This is a genomic window from Brachybacterium tyrofermentans (genome assembly GCF_014897585.1).
Taxonomy (GTDB): Bacteria; Actinomycetota; Actinomycetes; order Actinomycetales; family Dermabacteraceae; genus Brachybacterium; species Brachybacterium tyrofermentans.
Window position 1 is genome coordinate 57036 of sequence record NZ_JABUXW010000017.1, and the last position, 20711, is coordinate 77746.

Annotated in this window: 17 protein-coding genes; 7 read left to right on the forward strand and 10 right to left on the reverse strand. The window is 69.6% G+C overall.

What is annotated here, in order from left to right; translation table 11 throughout:
• Window positions 1-141: 141 nt before the first annotated feature.
• Window positions 142-2139, reverse strand: coding sequence for a glycosyltransferase family 2 protein (locus INT49_RS13435; protein WP_193118255.1), 1998 nt, complete (start codon window positions 2137-2139; stop codon window positions 142-144).
• 475 nt (window positions 2140-2614) lie between these two features.
• Between INT49_RS13435 and INT49_RS13440 the strand changes: the two genes are divergently transcribed.
• Window positions 2615-4444 (forward strand): CDP-glycerol glycerophosphotransferase family protein, encoded by a 1830-nt coding sequence (locus INT49_RS13440; protein ID WP_193118256.1) that lies wholly within the window; start codon window positions 2615-2617, stop codon window positions 4442-4444.
• A gap of 212 nt (window positions 4445-4656) precedes the next feature.
• Here the strand turns inward: INT49_RS13440 and INT49_RS13445 are convergent, their stop codons facing one another.
• Window positions 4657-5355 carry a DUF4194 domain-containing protein gene (locus INT49_RS13445; protein WP_193118257.1) on the reverse strand — a complete coding sequence of 233 codons (699 nt, stop codon included), beginning with the start codon at window positions 5353-5355 and terminating at the stop codon, window positions 4657-4659.
• A 179-nt stretch (window positions 5356-5534) separates the two neighbouring features.
• On the opposite strand from INT49_RS13445, the gene INT49_RS13450 reads away from it, so the two are divergent.
• Window positions 5535-7193 (forward strand): hypothetical protein, encoded by a 1659-nt coding sequence (locus INT49_RS13450; protein WP_193118258.1) that lies wholly within the window; start codon window positions 5535-5537, stop codon window positions 7191-7193.
• A gap of 105 nt (window positions 7194-7298) precedes the next feature.
• On the opposite strand, the gene INT49_RS13455 is transcribed toward INT49_RS13450, so the two are convergent.
• Window positions 7299-7529, reverse strand: coding sequence for a sulfurtransferase TusA family protein (locus INT49_RS13455; RefSeq protein ID WP_096165342.1), 231 nt, complete (start codon window positions 7527-7529; stop codon window positions 7299-7301).
• Window positions 7530-7603: 74 nt separating this feature from the next.
• The gene (locus INT49_RS13460; protein ID WP_226850520.1) at window positions 7604-8683 is read right to left on the reverse strand and encodes a YeeE/YedE family protein; all 1080 of its coding nucleotides are present in this window, start codon (window positions 8681-8683) and stop codon (window positions 7604-7606) included.
• A gap of 104 nt (window positions 8684-8787) precedes the next feature.
• On the opposite strand from INT49_RS13460, the gene INT49_RS13465 reads away from it, so the two are divergent.
• Complete coding sequence (locus tag INT49_RS13465) at window positions 8788-9159, forward strand: MGMT family protein (RefSeq protein WP_404801951.1); 372 nt, start codon at window positions 8788-8790, stop codon at window positions 9157-9159.
• 40 nt (window positions 9160-9199) lie between these two features.
• Here the strand turns inward: INT49_RS13465 and INT49_RS13470 are convergent, their stop codons facing one another.
• Together INT49_RS13470 and INT49_RS21175 are read right to left on the reverse strand one after the other, a co-directional pair.
• Window positions 9200-9841, reverse strand: coding sequence for an MmyB family transcriptional regulator (locus INT49_RS13470; RefSeq protein ID WP_226850522.1), 642 nt, complete (start codon window positions 9839-9841; stop codon window positions 9200-9202).
• Window positions 9838-10071 carry a helix-turn-helix domain-containing protein gene (locus INT49_RS21175; RefSeq protein ID WP_226850524.1) on the reverse strand — a complete coding sequence of 78 codons (234 nt, stop codon included), beginning with the start codon at window positions 10069-10071 and terminating at the stop codon, window positions 9838-9840. Before INT49_RS21175 ends, INT49_RS13470 begins: the two co-directional genes overlap by 4 nt.
• Before the next feature lie 101 nt (window positions 10072-10172).
• Here INT49_RS21175 and INT49_RS13475 point away from each other — a divergent pair, with 101 nt between their 5' ends.
• Window positions 10173-11663 carry an MFS transporter gene (locus tag INT49_RS13475; protein ID WP_193118260.1) on the forward strand — a complete coding sequence of 497 codons (1491 nt, stop codon included), beginning with the start codon at window positions 10173-10175 and terminating at the stop codon, window positions 11661-11663.
• 74 nt (window positions 11664-11737) lie between these two features.
• Here INT49_RS13475 and INT49_RS13480 read toward each other — a convergent pair whose 3' ends face one another.
• The 3 genes from INT49_RS13480 to INT49_RS21405 all read right to left on the reverse strand — a co-directional run bounded on the left by INT49_RS13480 (window position 11738) and on the right by INT49_RS21405 (window position 14087).
• The gene (locus tag INT49_RS13480) at window positions 11738-13321 is read right to left on the reverse strand and encodes a DUF3375 domain-containing protein (RefSeq protein WP_193118261.1); all 1584 of its coding nucleotides are present in this window, start codon (window positions 13319-13321) and stop codon (window positions 11738-11740) included.
• A gap of 116 nt (window positions 13322-13437) precedes the next feature.
• Window positions 13438-13833: a type II toxin-antitoxin system VapC family toxin gene (locus INT49_RS13485; protein WP_193118262.1), complete on the reverse strand. Its 396-nt coding sequence runs from the start codon at window positions 13831-13833 to the stop codon at window positions 13438-13440.
• Window positions 13830-14087 (reverse strand): type II toxin-antitoxin system Phd/YefM family antitoxin, encoded by a 258-nt coding sequence (locus INT49_RS21405; protein WP_193118263.1) that lies wholly within the window; start codon window positions 14085-14087, stop codon window positions 13830-13832. The genes INT49_RS13485 and INT49_RS21405 overlap by 4 nt, the downstream gene beginning before the upstream one ends.
• A gap of 230 nt (window positions 14088-14317) precedes the next feature.
• Here INT49_RS21405 and INT49_RS13495 point away from each other — a divergent pair, with 230 nt between their 5' ends.
• The 3 genes from INT49_RS13495 (at window position 14318) to INT49_RS13505 (ending at window position 19276) form a co-directional block, all read left to right on the forward strand.
• The gene (locus INT49_RS13495; RefSeq protein ID WP_193118264.1) at window positions 14318-17341 is read left to right on the forward strand and encodes a glycoside hydrolase family 2 TIM barrel-domain containing protein; all 3024 of its coding nucleotides are present in this window, start codon (window positions 14318-14320) and stop codon (window positions 17339-17341) included.
• A gap of 119 nt (window positions 17342-17460) precedes the next feature.
• Complete coding sequence (locus tag INT49_RS13500; RefSeq protein WP_193118265.1) at window positions 17461-18291, forward strand: hypothetical protein; 831 nt, start codon at window positions 17461-17463, stop codon at window positions 18289-18291.
• Window positions 18292-18406: 115 nt separating this feature from the next.
• A complete protein-coding gene (locus INT49_RS13505; RefSeq protein ID WP_193118266.1) occupies window positions 18407-19276 on the forward strand; it encodes a hypothetical protein in 870 nt (289 codons plus the stop codon).
• Between the two features lie 90 nt (window positions 19277-19366).
• Here INT49_RS13505 and tgt read toward each other — a convergent pair whose 3' ends face one another.
• The gene (gene tgt, locus INT49_RS13510; protein WP_193118285.1) at window positions 19367-20668 is read right to left on the reverse strand and encodes a tRNA guanosine(34) transglycosylase Tgt; all 1302 of its coding nucleotides are present in this window, start codon (window positions 20666-20668) and stop codon (window positions 19367-19369) included.
• Window positions 20669-20711 lie beyond the last annotated feature (43 nt).

Below are 20711 nucleotides of genomic sequence, written 5' to 3' on the forward strand. Positions count from 1 at the left end.
CTGTTCCTCTGCGAATGCAGGGGCCATCGGACTGCCGTTCATCATAGCGAGGGCGACGCTACCTGCCCGCTCACGCGACAGACTTCACGTAGACGCTGAGCGGACTCCATGAGCCGGTCTACGCCTGAGGCCTCATCGGCTTCAACGCTCGTTGCGCCCCGGCGCGCCGCTCACTCGCCGGACCAGGCGCTTTGCCTCTCGCCCTGCACGCCGAACGGAGCGGCGGCCGACGACGCAAAGATCCCGGACCGCACCTCGAAAGATGTCGGCTGTGTGCTCTCCCTCATGTCGTGCAGAGCGCACCCTGGCTGTGTCAGACGCTTCGGCGCCCCTGAGAGAAGACGATTCCGGCAGCGGAATCTTCCGCTCCTCTCCGCTGCTGCGGACCAGAAGCCAGCGATCCGTCCCATGCGGCGGCAAACCGGCTGGAAGACTCACCGCATGCAAATTCCCGTCTAGTGCGACATGAGGCGCTTTGACCCAGGAATCCTCGGACTCAGTTACAAAGAACTCGATGGCATCTTCATTGAGCACATGCACTAAGAGCAACTCCTCGCCCGCACCCACTTGAACCACTCCGCGGGCCGCCACCTCCGGCAGCTCGTTCTTAGTGAGATTAAACCCGATATCTACGGACAAGTTCCCAGGCCCACGCGTGTAGTAGAGCTTCCCCAAAGCGTGCAGATCCTCGCCGCCTGCAAACAGATAAGCAGGCTTCTCTGGAACGCCTTCGACCTTCTTTGCTCCGAAGCGAGTGACAACCTCGTCCTCCCCAAAACGTTGGACGACGTAGGCGTCCCAAACGCCGCGCGGGAATTCGCTCATATCGAGGCGTGCGCGCGACTCGTGGCCACTGCCCGCCCCCTGCGTCACCTGCCGCTGCGTTTCGGTCGACACTTCAACCTCATCACCCGTTTCGCGATTTCGCATGCGCAGAAGGGTCTCGCGTGCTGGCGTCTTGCAATCTGAAACTAGAGCTGTGAAATCGAGATCTATGACGGCACCCAGGCAAGACACGTGGGCCAGTACCACGTCACCTCTCACGACAGGCGAATAGACTCTCTCCTGACCCAGCCGCTTTTCGAGATCTCCAGGCAAGTTGTATGCGAATCGCAAACCATCATGCACCACGCGAGCACTCTTGCCACTCTTTTCCCAGTCCAAAAGAAGACGGAGCGTTTTCAAATCACCATCTAGGGCCAGCTCAACCTTAGTGCGCGGAAGCGGGTCGAGGTGCGCTGCAGCGGCACTGCTATAGACCGGGCCGATCGTACTGCGAATATCCTTTATTAGGCGCCGCTGGGTATCCTGGTCCTCCTTCAGAAAATTCACTCTGAGAGATTTTGTGAGAGAATTCCTGAAAGGCCTCCGCATCACCCCATCTCTTACGTCGCCGGGCTCAGTGCCGGCAACAATGACTGGAATGAGGAGATTAAGAAGGTCCATATACTCGCTCGGCTTGCGCTTTTGCGCCGTAATATTAGTGCCGTCATCCCGGGTCCGAATCCGCACGTAGTCGCGGTCGGCACAAATACTTATCTTTCGCGCCGCAAGGTACAAAGTGGCAACAAATGGCTGATCCTCGCCGATTCGCATAGTCGTCGGGAATCGGGCACCGGTCTGATGCACCAGTGAGGTGCGAAACAACTTGATAGCACTGAGAGTGTTAAAAAGATAGTCTTCGACCAAATCTGCATTATACACAGTTTTCTCGAAAACCCGCCCCGGAGTGCGTCGTCCGCCGATACTTCCAAGTTTCCCGAGAACGACATCAGAACCCTCGCGCTCAGCCACAGTCGCCAGATCCCTAAGCGCATTCGGCGTCATCACATCGTCCGACCCGAGCACAAAGAAGTATCGGCCGCGAGCCGCTTCGAGCCCAACATTGCACGGGCTGGCTGGCCCTCCGGAATTGGCCTGGTGTATCACTCGGAAGTTCGAATATCTCTCAGCGTACTGATCAAGCATCACCTCCGACCCGTCATCGGAACCGTCGTCCACCGTAATGACTTCCAGTTCGGCCTCTGACAGCCCCTGGTCCAGCATAGAATCTAGAGTCTCGGCTAAATACGACACAGAATTGTACACCGGGACAATCATTGACACCAATGGCATTTTCGGTCCTTCAGCGGTCGTCATGCGGATACTCCCCACAGCTAGCTTAAATGTTCCGGGACGATCGGCTCAATGGTCAAGCACCGCGGACCCGTTGCCGGGACGCTGGCAACCAAACCCTAGTATAGAGGGCCATGCAATACGTCGCTTGCAAATTATGCATCATCGCTACAGCCGCTCCCTGACCCGTCGTGACGATCAACCACGACGACCGTGAAGCACGTCGGCGCGAGCTCGACGTACGCGCCCAGACGTCACAAGCACGTCGGCATCCGTCACGAACGTCCCCGCGCACGTAGGGTGACCTCTTAGCGAAAGTTCCGGGCTCGGCGGCGTCTGGTGAGGGCGAATCCCGCACCATTCCATGGTCGGGCTCGACCAGCGCGCACCGTCCCTGCCACTTCGACCCGTTGGTATACCAACCGCACATCCACTAAGGAGTCCCTCGCCGATGACTCAGCTCGAAAGCCCAGGCAGCGAAGCTGCGCCGGGACGCCGAATGACGATCCCCTGGGGCCGGATGGCAGGCCTGCGCCGCCGCCTCACGCAGACGGTGTTCGCGCTGGCCCCGCTGGTCCTGCTCGCGATCGGCGTTCATCCCGCGATCGCCGCCATTCCTGCGGTCTACCCATTCTTCATCCTGATCCGCCGCGGCTACCGCCGTCTGCGCAAGCGTGTGTCACGCACCGCATTGTCGGGCGAGCACGGGATCCGCCTCGCGCTCGCCCTCCTCCCGCTCGGCATCGCCTGGAGCATGGGCGCCGCTGGGGCTGTCGGCTGGGTGGCACTCAGCCTCTTCACACTGGTGCCCCTGGCCGAGCCGGTCGTCGCCCGGGTCGCCCCAGGGCGCAAGCTCCGCGTTGAGAACCTTCCCGGCATCACCGACACGCGGCCTCCGCGCCTGCCCGTGAACCTCATCCTCGTCACGGACCTGTCGCTCACGGCCCTCGCGAGCATTCTGCTGCTGGTCCACGTCCCGGCGGGTGCGCTCCTCCCTCTGCCGATCATCGCGCTGGGCCTGGCTGGGTTCTCCGCACTGGACTCGTTCCAGCGCATCCGCGAGTCGGTGCACGCGGACAACGACCTCTATGCGGCCGTCGAGGCCTACGACCCCCGGTTCGTGCTGTATTACGGCGTCCCCTCGGGCTCGTCGTACCAGGTCGGAATGTGGATCGAGTACCTCGAGCGCATCGGCGAGAAGTTCATCGTCGTACTCCGCCGAACCTCCGCGTTCCGAGAGATCGCCCGACTCACTGACGCCCCCGTGGTGGTGCGTACGAACATCTGGCAGCTCGACGATGTGATCACGCCGAACATGACCGCTGCGTTCTACGTGAACAACTCCGCCCCGAACGTTCACCTGGTCCGTTACCCGCACATGATCCATGTCCAGCTGTTGCACGGCGACAGTGACAAGGCTTCGAGCTTCAACCCCGTCACCGCGCTGTACGACAAGGTCTTCGTGGCCGGCCAGGCCGCGATCGACCGCTACGAGGACAACGGCGTGAACATCCCGAAGGAGAAGTTCACGATCGTGGGTCGCCCGCAGGTCGAGACCGTAGAGCAGCAGGGGCCCGAGAACATCCCTGTCCAGACAGTGCTCTACGCCCCCACCTGGGAGGGGCACTACGCAGATACGAACTACGGCTCGCTGCCGGTGGGGCCGGAGATCATTCGCGAACTCCTGGCTCGCGAGCGGACTGTCATCTTCCGCCCGCATCCCTTCAGCTACCGCAACCCCGAGGCAAGGCAGCGCATCCGCGAGATTCGACAGATGCTGACCGCGGACGCGGAGGCGACGGGCCGCGAGCATCTGTTCGGTCGCCCGGCCGAGAAGCACCTCGACGCCTTCGGCTGCTTCAACGCGGCCGACGCCATGATCTCGGACGTCTCCTCGGTGGTCCCGGACTTCCTGTACTCGGGCAAGCCGTACGGACTGGTCACAATGACCTCGACGATCGAAGAGTTCGAGCAGGCGTTCCCGCTCGCGCGCTCCGCCTATGTCATCGATCGCGAGCTGACGAGCCTCGGCGACGCTCTCGACGAGCTGCTGGTGCACGACTCCAAGGCGGATCAGCGCAAGGCCACCCGCGATCACTACCTCGGCCCGTTCCCGTCCGAGAACTATGCCGATGCCTTCGTCGATGCCGCGCGACACGTCGTGCTCCATGAGCGCAAGTCGATTGCCGCGCAGAATGCTCCCACCGAGCGCGAGGAGGGCGGCTCCGAGGAGCAGACCACCGAGGGCCAGGACTCCCCGAACGCCGTCAGCAGCGGCCAGGAGGATGTCGGTGAGGACGAGGGGCAGGATCAGGAGAGCGAGAACTGATCTTGTTCACCTGATCGCTCGGCGGTCACCCCGTCGAAGCTCTGACACAAGACACTGAGGCCCGGATCCACGTGGATCCGGGCCTCAGTGCTGCGTGCCTGGTGTCGCTGTCCTCGTCCGGAATGTCAGCTGCGTCGGCTTCCGGTCTGGCGTCACGTCTCGGTATCAGCATGCCCTGACCATCCGGTCGGCACGCTCGCCGCATGCCGCGCTCAGACGTCTTCGGAACCCGCGGCGGGAGTCGGTGACTCGTCGTCGTCCTGCGCATCGTCGGCCGGATCTTCGAGCCCGCCCACGCCGGCCTCCCGGTACAGCGCGATGAACTCGCGGGCGGTGTCCGGGCCGATCATGAGCCGCAGCACCGGGGAGACCTCGTAGTCGTCGCCCTGCTCGTCCAGCAGGCCCGCACGCTGGATCTTGGCGATCGACGCACGCACCTCCTTGGCGAAGCCGGCCTCGTCGGTGGAGGTGGTGCGGCGATAGGCGGCCAGCGCCTGCTGGACCTCCGCCTCAGAGACCACGGTGCGCTGGCCACGGGAGGACTGGGTGAGCAGCATTTGCCGCAGGACCAGCAGGAGCACCGAGTCCAGACGGTTCAGACCGGTCAGGCGGCGCAGCAGCTTCGGGGCGTCGGCGTCGGCCTCGCTCTGGCGCACGAAGGCGACCTGGGCGTCGTCGTCCACCACCAGCTCGAGGAAGATATCGGCCAGCCGGGTCTCGATCGCCGCCCGGTCGCGCAGGAGCTGCGCGTAGCGGGCGGGGTCCCGCCGACCGTCGAGGAACGGGCCCTGCATGAGGTGCACGAGCACCCGTCGGGACTCGTCCACGAGCGCGGAGCCGGGCAGGGACGGCGACTCCTCGCCGGGGTCCGGGGCATCGTCGGCTGCGGTGCGGAACGCTGAGCTGGTCACAGGGACTCACCTTACCGGCGACCCCGCGCCGGCGGCGATATCACGGACGTGAACGAGGCCATGCCGAGACCCGTGGAGGTGAACTTCGTGCGTTCGGGCGGCAGATCTGGTGCAATCGTGTCGAGAGCAGGATTCCCTCCGCTCGATCGAGCGGAGGAGCCGATAGCAAGGAGCCGACGATGAACGACCTCCCCATCTCATTGCCCGTCCTCATCGGAATCATCGTGGTAGTGCTCGTCCTCCTGGTCATTCTGATCGTGGTGGGCGCGCAGTCCTCGAAGCGCCGGAAGGCCCAGCAGCAGGAAGAAGACCGTCGGCGCGCCGACGAGCTCCGGCAGGAAGCGCAGGCGAAGGACAGAGCCGTCCAGGAGCGCGACCTGACGGCGAAGGAGTCCGAGCTCGAGGCCGACCGTGCCCGTCTGGACGCGGAGAAGAAGGCGAAGGCGGCCGAGCAGGAGCAGGTGGCCGCCGAGCGTCGCCGCCAGGAGGCCGATCAGCAGCGTGCGTCGGTCGAGCAGGAGCGCAGCTCCGTGGATGAGCAGCTCGCCGAGGCGGATCGGCTCGATCCCGATACCCCCGCCGATGGCCGTCGGGCCGCGGCCGGTGGCGCCGCAGCAGGCGGCGCAGTGGCCGGTGGCGCCGCTGCCGGTGCCGCCGCGCACGAGGGCGGTCGCCGCAAGGCTGACGGCCCCGTCCGTGACGAGGCAGGTCGTGGTGAGCCGGTGCGTGAGGCCGCTGGCCCCGCCGGAGCCGACCCCGGCGCGCACCGTGCCGATCAGCCCGCTCCCGAGCGAGGGGCGGCCCCTGAGCGGCGTGCCCCGGAGCGCGACGAGGATGCGCTCCGCTCCCCCGATCACCGCGACGCCGGTGCCGGAGCTGTCGGCGGAGCCGGCGCGGCCGGCGCCGGAGCTGCCGCTGCCCCCGGTGGGGAGGATCGGGACGCATACGGCCGCGGAACGCACGACACCCGCGAGACCCGCGAGACCCGCGATGCTGCCGCGTCCCGCGAGGGCCGCGGTGCACAGGAACCGCTCGCTCCCCGCGAGGACCGCGGCGAGCCGATCGAGCGTGACCGCTCAAGCCATCCCGGTGCCGGCTCTGCGGGAGTCGGTGCCGCCGGTGCCGGGACCGCAGGTGCGCCCCCGCGCGAGGAGCCGATCGGCCGGGACGTCCGCGCCGAGCAGGCTCCTGCCGCCGACGGTCCCCGTCAGGGAGAGCCGCTGGATGACGAGACCCTCCGCGATCGCGTCCACCGCGACGACGACGCGGCCAGCACCCAGGGCCGCGCCGAGGCTGCGGACCGCGGGAGCGTCGAGGGCCGCGGCGGCAGTGCCCCCGCACAGCAGGCCGATCGTCCGGTGCAGCGCTCTGCGCCGACCGATGCCGGTGCTCCGCCGACCGGTGCCGATGCCGGCGGCGCGGCGGCCGGTGGCGCAGCCGGAGCCGGAGCCGGTGCGCAGCCCACCTCGCGGGAGGATGCCGAGGCCGCACGCTTCGGCGAGCAGCCCGGACAGGCCTCGCCCTACGGGGCGGGTCAGTACGGGGCGGAGCCGGCCGAGTTCCAGCAGGACGGCTACGACGAGCACATCCGGACCGTGAACCCGGACGATTCCGGACAGCCGCACGAGGGCCGGCCCCTCACCCGGGACGACGGCGGCCAGACGGAGCCGCGCTTCGAGGACGCCGACGGGAATGTCCCGCCGAGCGCCCCGGAGTTCCGTGACCCCCGCGGGGAGAATCCGCAGCGGGGCCGTCACGCCGGCGGCCAGGGAGTCGACGGCGAGCGCCTGGACGACGGCGAGCGTTTGGACGAGGACGGCCCGGACCTCCGCGGCTGACCTCCTCCACTGCTCCACACACTGCGGGCCGGGAACCTTCCGAGGTTCCCGGCCCGCAGTGCATGTGAGGCGTGAGTCGCGTGTGAGGCGTGAGCCCGCGACGCGTCAGGCGCCCTTGCGGACGGTGATCGTCCAACCGGCCTCGCCCGCACGGTCGAAGGCGACCACGTCGTGGCCCGCCTCAGCAGCCCACTGCGGCAGCGAGTCCGTCGCCTGCGTGCAGTCGAATCCGATGATCAGGTCATCGCCCGTGGTCAGCTGCTCCATCGCGTTCTTCGCGTCGATCAGCGGGAACGGGCAGACGGCGCCGTTGGTCTCGAGGGTGTAAGCGGCCATGGGGTCCTCCTGGAGAGAAGTGGCAGTAGTCGTGGGATCGGGATGTTCGACGGGCTCGATACGCGGGGCGCGGGTCAGGCCGCGGGGGTGAGCACCGGGGCGGGACGGTTCGAGGCGGCGGCCCGCTGCGGGCGCACCAGCAGGAACCAGGCAGCGCCCCAGGTGCCGAGGATGATCGCGATCAGCGACACCCAGCCCTGGTAGCTGAACAGGCTCGTCTCCACGAGGGAGTTGCCGATGGTGCAGCCGCCGGCCAGCGCCGCACCGACACCCATCGCGACGCCGCCTCCCGCGCTGCGCAGGATGGTCGATGCGTCCGGCACGCGCCACCGGAACTCACCGGCGAGCTTCGCAGCGATGAACGACCCGACCAGGATGCCGAGCACCAGCATCACGGACCAGTCCACGAGGGTCACGTCGCCGGTGGACAGGAAGGTGACGATCTTGGCCGACGGCGTGGTGATGCCGAGGCCACCGTTGCGGCCTGCGGCGGTGGAGGCCACCCAGGCGAGGATCGCGATCAGGCCCAGCAGCACACCGCCCACCCACGGGCTCCAGGGGATGTCGGCGAGGTAGTGACCGATCCCGGTGCGACGCGCCGGCAGGGAGACGGCGGACCGGCCCGCGGAGCGCGCGGCGTTGCGGCGCACCTGCCACACCACGAGCGCGGCGACGAGCCCGGCGAAGACGACCGTCGGCACCCAGACGCTCACGCCGAGGGTCTCCTGGATCGTGGCGGAGCCGACGGTGCGTGCGCGGGCGGCCTCCGTGAAGCCTCCCAGCGGGCCGAACTTCATGACTGCGGCGAACAGGGCGTAGAAGACCAGGGCCACCCATGAGCCGATCAGGCCCTCGCCCGCCCGGTAGTAGGTGCCGGTGGCGCAGCCCCCGGCGAGGATGATGCCCACGCCGAAGATCAGCCCGCCGCCGATCACGGCGAGCGGGGCGAAGGGCGCAGCCTCGGGGGCGAGCACGCCGGCGCTGGTGAGCGCGGCGACGCCCACGGCCTGGATGGCGATCGCCAGCATGAACGGGGTGAAGTAGCGGGTGGAGCGGGAGAGGTAGATGTCGCGGAAGGCGCCGGTGACGCAGAAGCGGGACCGCTGCAGCACGTAGCCGAGCGCGGCGCCGATGAGGAGGCCGGTGAGGATCATGGGGCACACGGTAGCTAATGAGCGTCATAAGGTGAACCCGTAAGGCGGTTCATGGCGGCCGACGACGCCGACTCCCTGCCTGGCACAGTGCGAGACTGTGGCGCATGACCCCAGGCCTCCCCCGTACCCGTATGGACGACGTCACCGTCGAGCGGGTGCTGCGCGTGGTCGAGGCGATCCCCGCGGGGAGGGTCGCCGCCTACGGCGAGGTGGGGGCGATCGTCGGCGTCGGACCGCGCCTGGTGGGCCGGATCATGCGCACCTGGGGGTCGGACGTGCCATGGTGGCGCGTCACCAACGCCTCGGGCGACCATCCGCTGCTCGCCCGGGCGCTCCCGTACTGGGAGACCGAGGGCATCACCGTGAAGCCCAATGGGCATGGCTGCCGGATGGCGGAGTTCGGAGCGGACCTGACGGAGCTGCGCCGCGCGACGGCGGCTCCCCTGGCGCAGCTGGACGACGACCCCGCCCCCTGACCTGCACGCCTGAACGACTCCATGCCCCGGGTCGGTCGGTTCAGCTGGCCCGAGAGGCTTCGACGTCGTCCCGGGCGGTCCAGCTCGGCGCGGCCTCGATCAGGGCGGAGTAGCGCTCCAGCCGCTCCCGGGACACCTCGTCGGCCGGGACCATCACGATGAGCCGGGATCCCCGGTCCGGATCGAGCCAGAGGCTCTGGAAGTGCACGGTCAGATGACCGGCGTGCGGGGAGTCGTACTCGCGCAGGTGCGGTCGGTCGTCGGCCACCTCGTACGCCTCCCAGAGCTCCCGGAAGTCCGCGGAGTGCGCAAGCAGGCGGTCGACGAGCTCGTCCCATCGCGGATCGCCCCGATGCTCGGCCCGATGGGCACGGAGCCGGGCGACGATCTCGGGCAGCACGAGATCCTCGTTCGGCAGGCTGCCCCGCCAGACGGGATCGGTGAACATCAGCCAGGCGCAGTTGCGGTCCTGGACCGGCAGCGCATCGAGGTCGCTGAAGAGGAATCGGTAGGCCCGGTTCGAGGCGACGATCTCATAGGCATCGGTCTGCACCGCGGCCGGGAAGGGCAGCAGCTGCTCGAGCAGGGCGGTGTGCTCAGGGCGAAGTGCCGAAAGCGGGCCGAGCTTGGCGGGGGCGCGATCGGCGAGCACGAACAGGTGGTGCCGCTCGGCGTCGGTCATCCGCAGCACGCGGGCGACGGCCTCGAGCACCTGGTCGGAGACGCCCGTCGCTCGAGCCAGGTGTACCAGGTGGTGCCGATGCCTGAGAGCTGCGCGACCTCCTCGCGTCGCAGCCCCGGCGTGCGGCGACGACCCAGCGGCGGCAGGCCCACCTGCTCGGGTGTGACCTTCTCGCGGCGCGCCCGGAGGAAGGCGCCCAGCTGCTTGCGTCGTTCGGCGGAGCTCTCCATCCCTCCAGTGTGCGACGTCGCGCCCGTTCCTGCCAGGTGGTGCTGGTACCAGTATGAGCAGGCTCCTGGTTCCAGGATCCGCACGCAGGGACCGTGCATCCATGTCCTGCGAAACCCTCACCGCTCCTCCCGCTCCAGTGCCACCGGGCCGAGCAGACCCTCCTGCTCCGACGAGCTCGGCCGCTCCCCCGCGGGCATCGTCGCTCACCGCCTGGGGGCTGGGTGTGCTGCTGGTCGCCTATGCCCCGGTGAACTTCACCTTCGGCTCGGTGAACGTGCTGGCCGATGCGATCGGCCGGGATCTCGGTGCCGACGCCGCCGGGCAGCAGCTCGTGCTCGCCGCCTACACCACTGCCTTCGCCGCGACCCTGGTCATCGCCGGTCGGCTCGGCGATCGCTGGGGCCGACGCCGCCTGCTCCTGATCGGTGGTCTCGGCGTGGGCGTGATCAGCGTCGCCACTGCTTTCGTCCCGGACCTGACGTCCACCGTCGCGCTGCGCGTCCTGCTCGGCGTCGCGGCAGGCCTGCTCACTCCTCAGGTGCTCGCGACGATCCAGTCTGCCTCCTCGGGCACGGCCCGCACTCGAGGCCTCATGCTGTTCGTCGCGGTCAGCGGAGCGAGCACGGTGGTGGGGCAGATCGTGGCCGGCACGGTCGCCCACGCGCTGCCGGAGCACCTGGGGTGGCGCGCCGTGCAGATCCTCACAGGGCTCATCGCCCTGACCGCGGTCGCCGGGCTTCGCACCGTGCCGCGCACGCGCTCGTCGGCCCCGCTCTCCCTCGATGCGATCGGCGCCTCCGTGCTCGGCGCGAGCCTGCTGCCGATCGTGGTGCCGCTGACGATCGGCCGCTCGCTCGGCTGGCCGTCCTGGACCGTCGTCTCGCTGCTGGTCGGGGTGGCGCTGCTCGCCGCGTTCTGGGCGCTTCAGCGTCGCTCCGAACGTCGAGGCACGGTACCGGTGGTGCCGCCGTCGGTGCTGCGGCTGACGCCGGTGCGCCGCGGGCTGCTCATGACGCTGCTGTTCTTCATGACCTACGGGGCCTTCCTCTACGAGCTCTCGGCCTTCGCCCAGCACCGCTACGCCATGGGCCCGCTGGGCCCGGCGCTGCTGGTGCTCGGGTTCGGCATCGCGTTCATCGCCGCGTCCCTGGCGCTGCCCCGGCTGATCCCGGCCGCCGGCGAGCTCACCATGGCATCAGCCGGACTCGCCCAGGCGGTGATCCTCGCGGCGATCGCGGTGCTGATCAGCACGGGCCACCATGACATCGCCTCGCTGCAATGGGCGCTGATCCCCTTGGGCGTCGCGCAGGCACTCATGTTCGGTCCCGTGCTGAAGACGGTGCTCTCGCGCGCACCGCAGTGGGCGGCCGGGGTGGGCAGCGGCCTGTTCGCCACCGTCCAGCAGCTCGGGCTGACGCTCGGGGTGGCACTGCTCGGCGGCCTGTTCTGGACACTCGCCGGACCCGAGCAGGAGCACCTGGAACACGCTCTGGTGACGGTGTTCTGGATCCATGTGGGGTGCGCACTGCTCTTCGTCGCCCTCGCCCATTCGCTCCGGTCGCACCGGGAGACGGCGCCGACCGCCGAGTGAGACGCCGCGTCACTTCACCGGCACGTCGCTCCCCCGGGACGTCCCTCCACCGGCACGTCACGCCGCGGGGCGACTCACTCCACGGGCACGTCGTCCAGGAAGTAGAACGACGGGACCCGGGCGGCATACTCGTTGCCGTCCAGCTCCTGCCAGCCGACGATCTCCGTGGAGCCCTCGCGCTCCTGCGCATAGTTCGTGGCTAGGAACATCAGCCCGATGACGCTGGCGAGCCCCTGATCGGCGGGCTTCGCCCGCAGCACGTCCCCGATCGAGGCCTGGCCGCTGACCCCGCGCACCTCGTTGACCGAACCGGTCAGTCCCACGATGTCGATGTCGTTGGTGCGCACCAGATCCTGCAGCACCTCGATGCTCAGCGACGTGGCATCGTGCACCTCGGCCTCGGCGGGGGCGCCGGGGTCGGTGGGATCCTTCAGCCGGTGCTGGGCCACGGAGGACAGCTGCACGCGGGAGAGGTCCAGCTCGAGCGGGAACGGGGTGCGCGTGGGGACGTCGTCCTTCTGGGAGAGGGCCACGCCCTGCGCCTCCTGCAGGGCCTCGAGCAGCACGCGGTGCTGGCGGAAGTCCTGGGAGCGCACGAAGCGTGCCAGCGAGCGGTACAGCTCGGTCTTGACGTCGAGCACCTCCTGCGCGGGCTCATAGAGGTCGCTGAACACGTTGGCCAGCTTCTCGCGCTCGCTGCGCTGGAGGGTGCGGGAGAAGTCGCGCTCGAGGAGCCGGTCCACGAGCTCCTGCGTGGTGCGGGTCTGGACCGGGTCGTTGAGCATCCGGAAGAACGCGGTGAAGGTGCGGCCCACGGTGGACTGGCCCAGCAGGTCGTCCCCGGCGAGCAGCTGCTCGAGGATCTCGCCGCGGGAGGACTCCGGGGAGAGGATCTGCTCACGCAGGTGGAGGTCCACGGCGCGCAGGTCCTCGCGGTACTGGAGGAAGTCGCCGGAGAGCTCGGCGGCGATCTGCAGGATGTCGCGCAGGCGGTCGGTGGAGGCCTCGGCGCTGGGGAGCATGAGCTCACCCTCGGCGAGGTTCCGGATCTCGGCCTCGATTCCCTCGCGGCGGCGCTGCAGATCCGCCAGGCGCACGTCGCGGTCGGTCTCCGTCTCCTGGGCGAGGCGCTCGAACTGCTGGACCACGAGCTGTAGGCGGGACTGCGTGGTGGTGGGCCGGTGCTCCTCGAGGGAGGAGATGAACTGGATCGCGTCGATCGTCGCGGGGGACGGCTCGAAGGTGGTCTCGGTGTGCTGCGGGTCGTCACGGCGGGTGAGGTAGCCCTCGCGCACCCAGCCGTCGACGTACTCTGCGGCGCTGCGGCCGCTGCGGGCCTCCGGATCCGCGCCGTCGGCCTCCGAATCCGAGTCGTCGGCCTCCGGGTCCGACGCGGCGCCGCCGGTGGGCTCGGCGGCCGGCTCGTCGTCGTGGAGCAGCGGGAGGTGCGCGCCGACGCGGGCGATGAGCTCGCTGCGCGCCAGCCGACGGTCCCCGGCCGGGAACACGGACTGCAGGATCGCCAGCACGGCGGGAGCCTTGGTCGCCGCGAGCAGGCGCCAGGTGCTTGCCCGGCGCAGCTGCTCGTAGGCCTCTTTGCGCGCGGAGACAGCGTCGCTGCGGCGGTCGGTCCACCGGTTCGGCTCGGTCGTGGTCACGAGAAGGGAGTCTACCGGCGCGGGGGACGCGGGTCGGCGGCCCTCAGCGATCGTCCCGTGGCGAGCGCCGCCGGATGGCTGCTGAGCACCTCACCGAGGCAGCAGCAGGGCTCCGATCAGGTCCCCGGGCTGAGGGGCGCGAGGGGGCCGCCGTGAGCAGCGTCCACGAGCTCGGTGTCGTAGGTGACCAGCACTTCCGCATCGATCGAGAGCGCGGTGGCGTAGTGGATGGCGTCCGCGCTGCGCAGGGGGTGCGGGATCCGGGAGGCGGCGAGGAGCAGCGAACGGTCGAGATCGATCAGTCCGATGCCGGCGAGGAGCTCGTCGATGACCTGCGGCTCGACGAACCCTCGTCGCCGGGCGGCGCAGTGCAGCTCGGTGTGCAGAAGATACGAGGAGACGACGTCGTCCCCCTTCGCCTGCCACCCCTCGAACGACTCTCGCATCGCCTGCGTGCCCGGCTCATCGATCAGGATCTTCAGCACGGCCGAGGTGTCGAGGTAGACGATCATTCCTCGCCTCGCAGATCGTCCAGGATCTCGCGGCTGCTGACGCCGCGCGCCGCCGGGATCGCGGTCAGATCGACATGCCGTGCGGCGCTCACCCTGCCTGCTTCCCGCAGCGCGTCGAGCGGCGAGCTGGAGTACGGCACGAGTCGAGCGACCGGCCGGCCATTGTTCGTGATCGAGATGGTCTCCCCGGCTTCGACCCGACGCAGTATCTCGGCGCTGTGGTTGCGCAGTTCGCGGTGCGGGATCGTGGACATGGCCCCTCGATTCATGGCGTTCTCTAGCGATCGGATACCGCATGGCATCGTGTAGCACACCGTAGCAAGCAGGGCCCACCGACACCAGTGCAACGCCTCGTGCGCTCTCGAAGGAGCACCCTGCCGGGGACGCACCGACAGCCGCTCCGCGCTCCGAGTAACCTGGGGTACGGGAACGTTCACGAAACGTGTCCGGACGTCCCGCCCAGACTTCAGGAGGAACCTCACCGATGAGCACGCCGCTGCCGCTCGCAGATCCGACCGACCGCTGGTGGGAGGAGCTCCCCGCGGGCCGCAACCGCCTGCGCGGCCGCGCCCATTTGCACTCCGATGCCCGCGAGCTCAGCCTCGACGGCACCTGGGACTTCCGCTACGGGACCCGGGCTGACGGCTCCGACCTCGGCGAGAGCGCCGAGATCGAGGTGCCCGGGCTCTGGCAGCTGCAGGGCTACGGCGCCCCGCAGTACACCAACGTCATCTACCCGATCCCGCGCGACGTCCCCCACGTGCCGGACGAGAACCCCACCGGGCACTACTCGCGCACCGTGACCGTGCCCGAGGACTGGGCCAGGGATCTCACCGGCGGCGCCCGCGTGCTGCTGCGCTTCCAGGGTGTGGACTCGGCGGCGAAGATCTGGATCGACGGCATCGAGATCGGCGTGACGGCCGGCTCCCGCCTCACCCAGGAGTTCGACGTCACCGAGGCGCTCGCGGCCCCGGGCGAGCACCGGCTCGACGTGCGCGTGGTGCAGTGGTCGGTGAACACCTACGTCGAGGACCAGGACATGTGGTGGGCCTCGGGCGTCTTCCGCAGCGTGGACCTGCTGCTGCGCCCCACGGGCGGCATCCACGACCTCGTGACCGTCGCGGACTTCGACCCCGCGACCCGCACCGGCACCCTGCGCGCGACCGCCTATGGTGCCGACGGCGCGGAGCTGCCCGCCACTCTCGAGGTCCCGGGCCTGGAGCTCGCCTCCCCCACCGGCGCCGACGCCCTCGAGGTGGGCGAGGTGCGGCCGTGGTCCGCCGAGGACCCGTATCTCTACGACGTCACCGTGCGCACCGACTCCGAGACCGTGACCCTGCGCCTCGGCTTCCGCCGCGTCGAGGTGGACGGCGAGATCTTCCGCGTCAACGGCGAGCGCATCGTGTTCCGCGGCGTGAACCGCCACGAGGCGGATCCGGTGGTGGGCCGCACCCAGCAGCTGGCGAACCAGGACCTCGACGTCGCGCTCATGAAGCAGCACAACCTCAATGCCGTGCGCACCTCCCACTACCCGCCCCACCAGCGGTTCCTCGAGGTGTGCGATGAGGCGGGGCTGTACGTGATCTGCGAGGGCGACTTCGAGACCCACGGCTTCCACGCCGATTCCACGTGGGGCGAGGACGGCTCCGGCGCGGCCGAGGGACCGGCGCAGAACCCGCTGTTCGAGGAGTCGCTCGTGGAGCGCTCGGAGCGTTTCGTGCGCCGCGACCGCAACCACGCCTCGATCATCATGTGGTCCATCGGCAACGAGGCCGCGAGCGGTCCGGTCACCGAGGCGATGGTCGCCCGCGTGCGCGCCACCGATGACACCCGCCCCGTGATCTACGAGCAGGACTACGCTGCGGAGTACGTGGACGTGTTCTCGCTGATGTACTCCACGGTCGACGAGTCCGAGCAGATCGGCCGCCGGGACCTCTCCCCCGAGTACCAGGACAAGCTCACGCGCATGCTGCGCAGCTTCGCGCTCGACGTGCCGGAGGGCCACTTCGCGAATCCGCCGGCGCTGTCCAAGCCGTTCCTGTGGATCGAGTACGCCCATGCGATGGGCAACGGCGCCGGCTCCCTGAAGGAGTACATGGAGCTCACGGAGAAGCACCCCGCCCTGCACGGCGGCTTCATCTGGGAGTGGATCGACCACGGCCTGGAGACCACCGACGCCGAGGGCAACCGCATCTACGGCTACGGCGGCGACTTCGGCGAGCGCCTGCACGACGGGAACTTCGTGGCCGACGGGCTCGTGCTCCCGGACCGCACCCCCTCGCCCGCGCTCCTGGATGCGAAGCACCACTACTCCCCCGTGGGCCTCGAGGTCTCCTCCGGCGGCGTGCGGATCACCAACCGCTACGCCTTCTCCTCTCTCGCCCACCTGCGCGCCGAGGTGTCGCTGGACGCCCAGGCGAGCTGGCAGGAGCTCGGGCTGCCCGCAATCGCTGCGGGCGAGGCACTCGACGTGGCGCTCCCGACGCACGACGGGCCGAGCACCACGGTGCGGCTGACCACCCGGGAGGCCCAGGGCCCCGTCCCGGCCGGTCACCTGATCGTCGCCGCGGACCACGTGGATGCCGAGCGTCGCCGCGCCGCGGTCACCGCGTCGGCCGGAACCCCGCTCGCTCCGGAGCGGAACGAGGACGGCAGCTGGGCCCTGGGCCCGGCCCGCTTCGACGACCTGGGCCGTCTCGTGCGCCTCGGCGAGCTGGAGATCGAGCACGCGGGGGTGGACCTGTACCGCGCGCCGGTGGACAACGAGCGCGCCCGCACCCACTACCCGCTCGAGGCCCGTTGGAAGCGGATCGGGCTGGACGTCGCGAGGCGGCGCCTGGTCGAGATCACGGCCGACGGCGCGACCCTGGTGGTGCGCAGCCGGCTGGGCCTGGACGGCTCGGCGCTGGGAGCGGACGTCACCGAGCGCTGGAGCGCGGATGCGGGCGGCCCCGGGGGCTCCGGCAGTGACGGGGTCGAGGTCGGCGGCGGGGTCGACGTCGAGGTGACGGTGTCGCCGTCGGCGATCTGGCCCGAGGACCTGCCGCTGCCGCGCATCGGCTGGACCTTCGCCCTGCCGTCGGCCCCCGATCAGGTGGAGTACACCGGGTACGGCCCGCACGAGTCCTACCCGGACACCGGCGGTGGCACCACCTTCGCGACCTGGTCCTCCACCCTCGCGGACTTCCAGGTGCCCTACGTGTTCCCGCAGGAGAACGGCAATCGGGCGGACGTGGTCCGGGCGCTGCTCAGCGGCGGCACGGCCGATGGTCTCGAGCTGCAGGCTCCGGCCGGGCTGGGACTGGCGGTGCGCCCCTGGTCCACCGTCGAGCTCGATGCGCGCTCGCACGACGGGGCGCTGCGTCCGGACGGCCGCACCTGGGTGACGCTCTCGTCGGCGCTGCAGGGCGTGGGTTCGGCGGCGTGCGGTCCGATCCCGCTGCCGCAGTACGTGCTCTCCGCGCGCGAGGAGACGTTCGCGTTCCGTCTGGGAACCCGCTCCGCATGAGACCGGCCGCTGCGCGCGACATCATCGCAACCTCCCCGTGACGGGAGGGAGCGCCCCGGGCCGATACGGTGGTCCGGGGCGCTGTGCGGCGTCCCCTGGATAACGACGCAGGGAGACGCATGACTCAGGGGTACGGACCGGACGACGCCCAGCAGCCACAGTGGGGGCAGGGGTCCCCCGGCGACCCGTACGGGCAGCAGCCGCAGCAGCCCGCCCCGGAGCCGCAGTGGGGCCAGGCTTCGCCCGCGCCGGCACAGCAGCCCGCCCAGGAGCCGCAGTGGAACCCGTCCCCGGACCTGACCTCCTACCCCGGGACGCCCCAGAACCCCGGCGCGCAGCAGTACCCCGGCGCGTCGCAGTACCCCGGGGCGTCGCAGTACCCCGGGGCGCAGCAGTACCCGGGAGCCACGCAGCACCCGGGCGCCACGGGATCTGCCTCTGCGACCGGAGCCGGCGCGGACCCGACCCTCGCCAAGGTCGCCCAGTGGACGATGATCGCGGTGATCGTCGTGATCGTGGTGCGCGTGATCCGCGGGGCCGTGGGCTTCGGGGCGGGCTTCGTCTCCGGGGCGATGTCCTCGGGCGGCGCGGTCGACGGCGGAATGGCCGTCGCGGGCGGCGGCGCGCTCCTGGGGCTCCTCCTCCTGCTCCTGAACGGCGTCGTCACGCTCGGCCTGCTGGTCCTCGCGATCTTCGTGGCGGTGAAGTCCTCCGGCCGCGCCCGCACCGGCGCGATCATCATCGCGGCGACGCTCGTGCTGTCCGTGGTCCTGTACGGGATCGGCTACGGCATCTATGTCGCCGTGATCTACAACATGGCCGACTACTCCACCATCGGGGTCGTGGCGATCATCTACGCGATCGTCGAGGTCATCCGCTCGCTGATCGTCTTCGCGGCGCTCATCGTCGGCGGGCTCATGGTGCGGCGCGGCGTGAAGCAGGGCGCCTGACCGCCTGAGCCGCAGGGCGCGGGCCCGGACACGGGCACAGGCACAGGCACAGGCACAGGCACAGGCACGGTGCACAGGCACAGGCACGGTGCCTCGCCCTGACCCGGCCCGGGCGATGCCCGATATTCTCGAGGCGACGTCGCCGTGGCGTCGCATTGACGCTGGGCGAGGGAGCACCATATCGCAGGGGTACGGACCGGGCCACGGTCAGCAGAACCCGCAGGGCCAGCAGGGCCAGCAGGGCCAGCAGAACCCGCAGGGCCAGTGGGGGCAGAACGTGCCACCCTTCCCCGCGCCGCAGTCGTCGCCATCGCCGCAGCAGCATCCGCAGTGGAGCGCTCCGCAGCAGGCCGCACCCCAGCCCTCGTGGGGCCAGCCCACCCCGGCGCAGCAGACGCCGTGGGACCGGAGGCCCGTGATGGGCGCCTACCCGGGTTCCACCAGCTACCCCGGCCCGCAGCCAGGATCCGGCGACGGCGTGAACTGGAGGCGCGTCAAGCTCCTGGGCACGCTGCTGACCATCGGCCTGATGCTGCTCATGGTGGTCCGGCTCGGCATCGCCCTGACCACCTACTTCGGGGCGGACAGCCTCGCCGCCCAGGACTCCGGCGGGGAGATGAGCACTGTCGCCCTCGGCACCGGGCTGGTCGCCATCGTGCTGTACCTCGCGAACGTCGTGGTCAGCCTCGCGATGATCGTGGTCGGCATCATCGTCGCGGTGATGGCCCGCGGCCGCGCTCGGGTCGGCGGCATCGTGGTCGCCGCGATGATCCCCGTCTCCATCATCGCCTACTGGGTGGTCACGATCATCATGGCGATCGTCCTGGTGTCCCTGGGGATGGACAGCGATCTCGGCGGGGTCGAGGCGAACGGCTATCGGCTCATCGGGGTCGTCGAGGCCCTGCGCGTCCTCCTCGTGATCCTGGCCATGGGCGTCGGCGTCTCCCAGGTGAGCATCACCGCCTCGAAGAGGCTCTCCGCCTGAGACGGACCGGGAAGGCGACCGGCCCGCGGAGGGGCCCGCCGTTCACCGGGCCCGCCGTTCACCGGGTCTGCCGCTCACCGGATCACCGGATCAGCGCGCCTCGCCGTAGTAGGCGCCCGTCGTCTCCTCGCGCAGCGCGTCGAAGTCGCCGTTGATCAGCGAGGCCCGGATCCGGTCCACCAGGCGCACCACGAAGCGCTCGTTGTGGATCGTGCACAGGGTCGAGGAGATCATCTCCTTGGCGCGGAACAGGTGATTCACGTAGGCGGCGGTGTAGTGCGTGCAGGTGTAGCAGTCGCAGGTCTCGTCGATCGGGGCGAACTGGCGGCGGTACTTCGAGCCCGTGAGGTTCACGCGCCCCCGCGCCGTGTAGACGGCGCTGTTGCGCGCCACCCGTGACGGGGAGACGCAGTCGAAGGTGTCCGCGCCCGCCGCGATCGCCACAAACAGGTCGTCGACCTCGCTGATGCCCAGCAGGTGGCGGGGCTTCGCGTCGGGCAGCTCATCGGTCACCCAGCCCACGATCGTGCCGAGGTTCTCCTTCTCGAGCGCCCCGCCGATCCCGAAGCCGTCGAAGGTCTGACCCTCGACGTCCATCGCACCGAGATCCCGGGCGGCCCGACGGCGCAGGTCCTCGTACTGGGCGCCCTGGATGACGCCCCACAGCTGCTGGTAGGGGCGATGGGTGCGCTCGTCCGTGAGGCGGGCGTGCTCGGCCAGGCACCGGATGGCCCACAGCCGGGTGCGCTCGAGCGCCTGCTCCTGGTAGCCGCGGGAGTTCATCAGCGTGGTCAGCTCGTCGAAGGCGAACATGATGTCCGCTCCCAGCCCGTGCTGGATCTGCATCGAGACCTCGGGCGTGAAGCGGTGCACGTCGCCGTTGAGGAAGGAGCGGAAGGTGACGCCGTCGTCGTCGACGTGGGCCAGGCGCTCCTTGCCCTCGGCGACCGCGTCATCCTCCCCCGAGGAGGTGCGGGCCTTCTCCCCGCCGGAGAACTCGCTGGAGAGCACCTTCTTGAACCCGGCGCCGAGGCTCATCACCTGGAAGCCGCCGGAATCGGTGTAGGTCGGGCCGGGCCAGTTCATGAAGGCGCCCAGACCCCCGGCCTCGTCGATCAGGTCGTGACCGGGCTGGAGGAACAGGTGATAGGCGTTGGCCAGCAGTGCCTGCGCCCCGAGCTCGCTCATCGACTCCGGAAGCACGGCCTTGACGGTGGCCTTGGTCCCCACCGGCACGAAGGCCGGGGTGCGGATCTGGCCGTGCGGGGTGGAGATCACCCCGGCCCTGGCCTTGTCCCCGGCGCGGGCGACGATCTCGAAGCCGGTCCCGGCAGCGCCCCCATCAGGGGCCGCCGCGGCGGGCGCAGGGGTGGACGTCGGGTCGGCGGGCATCGGCAGGGGGGCGTCGGCGGTCACCGGATCATGATCCCACGGC